The sequence below is a fragment of the Pseudomonas sp. NPDC088885 genome, from assembly GCF_044750025.1.
GTDB lineage: Bacteria > Pseudomonadota > Gammaproteobacteria > Pseudomonadales > Pseudomonadaceae > Aquipseudomonas > Aquipseudomonas rustica.
In genome coordinates, this window is record NZ_JBIVJB010000166.1 from 1 (window position 1) to 5,279 (window position 5,279).

Sequence of the window (5,279 nt, forward strand, 5' to 3'; positions counted from 1 at the left end):
AGCTAATTAGCTAAATCCGTGGTATTTGGGGTTTTTTTCATGCAAGCGTATCAGCGCGATTTCATTCGTTTTGCCATCGATCGCGGCGTTTTGCGCTTCGGTGAGTTCACCCTGAAGTCCGGGCGCACCAGTCCTTACTTCTTCAACGCCGGCCTGTTCAACTCTGGCTCGGCCCTGGCGCAGCTGGGGCGTTTCTACGCTGCAGCCATTGCCGAAAGCGGCATTCCCTTCGACGTTTTGTTCGGCCCGGCCTACAAAGGCATCCCGCTGGCGGCCACTACCGCCGTCGCGCTGGCCGAGCATCACGACCGTGATCTGCCTTGGTGCTTCAATCGCAAGGAAGCCAAGGCCCACGGTGAAGGCGGCAGCCTCGTTGGCGCGCCGCTGACCGGCGACGTGCTGATCATCGACGACGTGATCACCGCTGGCACCGCGATCCGTGAAGTGATGCAAATCATTGCTTCGCAGGACGGCGCCAAGGCTGCCGGCGTGCTGATCGCGCTGAACCGTCAGGAGCGTGGCAATGGCGAGTTGTCGGCGATTCAGGAAGTCGAGCGTGATTTCGGCATTCCGGTGATCAGCATTGTTTCGCTGAATCAGGTGCTGGAGTTCCTCGCGGATGATCCACAGCTCAAGCAACATCTGCCAGCCGTGGAAGCGTACCGCGCCCAGTTTGGCGTCTGATACGACATCATTCTGTAGGAGCTGCCGGAGGCTGCGATCGTTTGATCTTAAAAACAGAATCAAAAGATCGCAGCCTTCGGCAGCTCCTACAGGGGTTTCGATTCAGCGCAGGTTTCTCCATTTCTTCAGCAGTTTCAGGGTCAATCCTGCGTTGATCAGCGCAAACGCCAGCAGCGCCAACACCACCATCACGTACAACGTGCGATCCACATCAAAATCCCACAGATCCAGCGTGCTGCTGCGAATAATCCCCACGGCAGCCGGCAAGTTGACGTAAAACAGCGCCACAAACGCACACGTCAGCGGCAGCGCCCGCCCGTAAAAAGCCTCGCGAACCTTGTCCCTGCTGCGTTTTCGGTTCAGCGGCCCCGACTGGTATTCATCCAGTGCCAACGCTTCGCTGAGCGCCGGCCACGCCAGGTTGAACAGGAAGGTGGTCAGGGTCAGCAGCAAGCCACTGACCGCGACGATGTCACTGAACGGCATTCAGGCCCAGCGTTGCGCAGAGCAAGGCGTGGCTGTCCTCGCTGATCTCGAACTGCCCGGCGCTGCCCTTGCGCTTGGTGATGGGTTTGAAGGTTGGCTCGTTCTGCGTGATCAGCATGTTCAGCTCATCGCGGATCACGTCCGAACTGATGACCACCAGAAACACGGTTTGCGCGTATTCAGCCGTCTCGATCACCGCACGCATGCTGTGCTGGAGGATGTCGTCGAGCTGATTGCGAAAGCGCGACACGGTGTTTTTCAGCAGGGTTTTGCTTTGGCTTTGAGTCAGCTGAAAGATCGTCGAGATCTGCGATTCAGTCGGCAAGGTCTGCCCGAAATAGCTCTGAATCAGGTAGAGCAGACGATCCTGCTTGGCCTCGTCAGCGCGGCTGGGCATGCCGCCCTCGACCAGCATTTTCAGGTATTCGGTCAGGCTGGCCTTGGCAATGCGCTGCAACGCGTGGGTGATTTCCGCGTCACCAATGCGCAAGGTTTTCTTGACCGGTTCCTTTTGTTCCAGCTCAAAAGCGTCGGCGTCGATCGTGAACGAGATCTGCATGGCTCAGGCGCTCCGAGTTATTTCCCGCTGGTTTCCGGGTATGGATCCTGAGGCGCATCGCCTTGGCCACTGAGGACTTTCCAGCCCTTGAGCGGATGCGAGGCTTCGGTGAAATCAGGGCAGGGCGGCATCGATGATTGCGACGGGCCCGAATACTCTCGGCCGCAGTCCACACAGGCGTAGGTGCCAGCCGAAATGTCACTGCCGTAAGGAACGCTGTCTTTTTGCATGGGTAAATCTCCGGTGGATGAAGGGAAGATCCTAGGGAGATTTGTTCGGTTGGAATGTCGGACGTTTCGCTGAGTTGTGTCAGACATTTCTTGCGCGCATAAAAAAGATCGCAGACTTCGTCAGCCCCTACAGAAATTTCATACAAACGAAATTCGCTTTTTGTAGGAGCTGCCGCAGGCTGCGATCTTTAGCCTTTCAGCAATCAGTGACGCTTGCGATTACTGATCAGCGTACCCACACCGGTATCAGTGAAGATTTCCAGCAGGATCGCGTTCGGTACACGCCCGTCGATGATCAACGAGCTGCCGACGCCGCCCTGAACCGCTTCCAGCGCGCAACGGATCTTCGGCAGCATGCCGCCGTAGATGGTGCCGTCGGCAATCAGATCGTCGACCTGCTGCGTGCTCAGGCCGGTCAACACGGTGCCCGACTTGTCCATCAGGCCGGCGATGTTGGTCAGCAGCATCAGCTTTTCAGCTTTCAGCGCTTCGGCGACTTTACCAGCCACCAGGTCGGCGTTGATGTTGTACGACTCACCGTTGGCGCCGACGCCGATTGGCGCGATCACCGGGATGAAATCACCTTTGACCAACAGGTTGAGCAAGTCGGTGTTGATCCCGATGACTTCGCCCACGTGGCCGATGTCGATGATTTCCGGCTGGGTCATCTCCGGGGTCTGGCGGGTAACGGTGAGCTTTTTCGCACGAATCAGCTCGGCGTCTTTACCGGTCAGGCCGATGGCGCTGCCGCCGTGGCGGTTGATCAGGTTGACGATACTTTTGTTGACCTGACCGCCCAAGACCATTTCGACGACGTCCATGGTCGCCGCGTCGGTGACGCGCATGCCATCGACGAAGTGGCTTTCGATCGACAAGCGCTTGAGCAGATCACCGATCTGCGGGCCGCCGCCGTGCACGACCACCGGGTTGATGCCGACGGCTTTCATCAGCACGATGTCGCGGGCGAAGCCGGTTTTCAGCTCCTCGCTTTCCATCGCGTTGCCGCCGTATTTGATCACCAGGGTCTTGCCGACATAACGTCGGATATAAGGCAGCGCTTCGGACAGGACCTTGGCAGTGTTGGCGGCGGCATCGCGTTCGAGGGTCATTCAGGGCTCCGGGTGGATCAGAACGGTAGTTGGAGATCAGGTGCAACACGTTTCAATTGGGCGTGGAACACGTCCTTGATGCGCTGCAATTCAGCCTCGTCATCGGCCTCGAAGCGCAGCACCAGCACCGGTGTGGTGTTGGACGCGCGCACCAGGCCCCAGCCTTTGGCGTAATCGACTCGCACGCCGTCAATGGTGGTCAGGTCAGCGCCTGCGCCCCACTGTGCGTCGTGCAGTGCATCAATGATGCTGAATTTGCTCTCTTCGGTCACATGGATATTGATTTCCGGCGTAGAAATATCGTTCGGGAAGGTCGCAAACAGCTCTTCCGCAGTAGATTTTTCCTTGCTGAGGATCTCCAGCAGCCGCGCGGCGCTGTAGATGCCATCGTCGAAACCGAACCAGCGCTCCTTGAAGAAGATGTGCCCGCTCATTTCACCGGCCAGTAGCGCACCGGATTGTTTCATTTTCTTTTTGATCAACGAATGGCCAGTCTTCCACATTAGCGGACGGCCGCCGTATTCCTTGATCAGTGGCACCAGACGACGGGTGCATTTGACGTCGAAAATGATTTCCGCGTCCGGGTTGCGCGCAACCACGTCACGGGCGAACAGCATCAGCAGACGATCCGGGTAGACGATGCTGCCGGTGTTGGTCACCACGCCGACACGGTCGCCGTCGCCGTCGAACGCCAGGCCGATGTCGGCGTTGGTTTCCTTGACCTTGGCGATCAGGTCGACGAGGTTTTCAGGCTTGCCCGGATCCGGGTGATGGTTGGGGAAGTTGCCGTCGACTTCGCAGAACAGCGGGATGACTTCGCAGTACAGCGCTTCGATCAGTTGCGGGGCGATCACGCCGGCCGCGCCATTGCCGCAGTCGACCACGACCTTCATGCGCCGCGCCAGTTTGATGTCCTGGACGATTTCGGTGTTGTAGCGGTCGAGGATCTCGACTTGGGTAACGCTGCCGGTGCCGCTGCTCAGATTGTTGGTCTTGATGCGCTCATGCAGCACCTGAATCTGTTCGTTGGCGAGGGTGTCGCCGGCGATGACGATCTTGAAACCGTTGTAGTTCGACGGGTTGTGGCTGCCAGTGAGCATCACGCCCGACTTGCCGGCCAGCACGTTGGCGGCGTAGTACAGCGCCGGCGTCGGCACCAGGCCGACATCGCTGACATGGCAGCCGCTTTCGGCGATACCGCGAATCAGCTCGGCAACCAGCTCCGGGCCGGACAAGCGGCCGTCGCGACCGACGGACACATTCGGCTCACCTTGAGCCAGGCTCTGCGAACCGATGGCGCGGCCGATCCAGTAAGCGGTTTCGGCATTGAGGAATTCCGGCACGGTGCCGCGAATGTCATAGGCGCGGAAAATGCTGTCGGGCAGCTTCGGGGCGATCTTGGCTGGGGTGCTCATCTACGGAAATGCTCCATCTCGAAAGTGGCGGGACAGACCGACGAATCGTTCGACGGCAGGCTCAAACTGAAGGGTATGACGGCGTTTTCCACAGAGAGTTCGTGGTATGAAAGGGCCATGACGCCTCGGCTGGCGTGGCTTTCGGCCGGCAAAACCTTGATTTACGGTGTTAAAACCTGCTGCCGATGTAGCGCATTTTTTGTGGCGAGGGGATTTATCCCCGCTGGGCTGCGCAGCAGACCCAAAAATCTTGGGGCCGCTTCGCAGCCCATCGGGGATAAATCCCCTCGCCACAATAATTTCTATCCGGTTATTTGGTGCCGGTATGGCCAAAACCGCCGGTGCCGCGCTCGGTTTCGACGAACTCTTCAACCATTTCGAAGTGCGCCTGTACCACCGGTACCAGCACCAGTTGCGCCAGACGTTGGCCGACGGTCATGGTGAAATCGCTCTGGCCACGGTTCCAGCAGGACACCATCAGCGGGCCCTGATAGTCGGAGTCGATCAGGCCGACGAGGTTGCCCAGCACGATGCCGTGCTTATGGCCCATGCCCGAGCGCGGCAGGATCAGTGCGGCAAGGTTCGGGTCGCCGATGTAAACCGACAGACCGGTGGGGATCAGCACGGTTTCACCCGGCTTGATCACGATGTCCTGTTCCAGCATGGCGCGCAGGTCGAGGCCGGCGGAGCCCGGAGTGGCGTATTGCGGCAGCGGAAAATCGGTGCCGATGCGTGGGTCGAGGATCTTGGCTTGCAAAGCGTGCATGTAAATTAAACCTGGTTCAGACGTTCGGCG

Annotated in this window: 6 protein-coding genes and 1 pseudogene; 1 reads left to right on the forward strand and 6 read right to left on the reverse strand. The window is 58.8% G+C overall.

Annotated elements, in window-relative coordinates; translation table 11 throughout:
* The first annotated feature begins 39 nt into the window (after positions 1-39).
* Complete coding sequence (gene pyrE, locus ACIP1X_RS27640; RefSeq protein WP_008078597.1) at positions 40-684, forward strand: orotate phosphoribosyltransferase; 645 nt, start codon at positions 40-42, stop codon at positions 682-684.
* A gap of 102 nt (positions 685-786) precedes the next feature.
* Here pyrE and ACIP1X_RS27645 read toward each other — a convergent pair whose 3' ends face one another.
* From ACIP1X_RS27645 to dut, 6 genes and pseudogenes are all read right to left on the reverse strand, one after another.
* A complete protein-coding gene (locus tag ACIP1X_RS27645; protein ID WP_400652285.1) occupies positions 787-1,170 on the reverse strand; it encodes a hypothetical protein in 384 nt (127 codons plus the stop codon).
* Positions 1,157-1,729, reverse strand: a complete 573-nt coding sequence (locus tag ACIP1X_RS27650) for a hypothetical protein (RefSeq protein WP_400755855.1) — start codon at positions 1,727-1,729, stop codon at positions 1,157-1,159. The genes ACIP1X_RS27645 and ACIP1X_RS27650 overlap by 14 nt, the downstream gene beginning before the upstream one ends.
* A 17-nt stretch (positions 1,730-1,746) precedes the next feature.
* On the reverse strand, positions 1,747-1,959 hold the full coding sequence (locus tag ACIP1X_RS27655; protein ID WP_159814945.1) for a hypothetical protein: 213 nt from the start codon (positions 1,957-1,959) through the stop codon (positions 1,747-1,749).
* A gap of 203 nt (positions 1,960-2,162) precedes the next feature.
* Positions 2,163-3,068: an acetylglutamate kinase gene (gene argB / locus ACIP1X_RS27660; RefSeq protein ID WP_053125034.1), complete on the reverse strand. Its 906-nt coding sequence runs from the start codon at positions 3,066-3,068 to the stop codon at positions 2,163-2,165.
* A 17-nt stretch (positions 3,069-3,085) separates the two neighbouring features.
* Positions 3,086-4,462, reverse strand: a pseudogene (locus ACIP1X_RS27665) (phosphomannomutase/phosphoglucomutase); the annotation flags it as partial.
* 331 nt (positions 4,463-4,793) lie between these two features.
* Complete coding sequence (dut, locus tag ACIP1X_RS27670) at positions 4,794-5,249, reverse strand: dUTP diphosphatase (protein WP_400755856.1); 456 nt, start codon at positions 5,247-5,249, stop codon at positions 4,794-4,796.
* Between the last annotated feature and the right edge of the window lie 30 nt (positions 5,250-5,279).

Coding starts and splice junctions, on each gene's coding strand:
- pyrE (WP_008078597.1), top strand. CDS start 40: ATGCAAGCGTATCAGCGCGATTTCATTCGTTTTGCCATCGATCGCGGC.
- ACIP1X_RS27645 (WP_400652285.1), bottom strand. CDS start 1,170: ATGCCGTTCAGTGACATCGTCGCGGTCAGTGGCTTGCTGCTGACCCTG.
- ACIP1X_RS27650 (WP_400755855.1), bottom strand. CDS start 1,729: ATGCAGATCTCGTTCACGATCGACGCCGACGCTTTTGAGCTGGAACAA.
- ACIP1X_RS27655 (WP_159814945.1), bottom strand. CDS start 1,959: ATGCAAAAAGACAGCGTTCCTTACGGCAGTGACATTTCGGCTGGCACC.
- argB (WP_053125034.1), bottom strand. CDS start 3,068: ATGACCCTCGAACGCGATGCCGCCGCCAACACTGCCAAGGTCCTGTCC.
- dut (WP_400755856.1), bottom strand. CDS start 5,249: ATGCACGCTTTGCAAGCCAAGATCCTCGACCCACGCATCGGCACCGAT.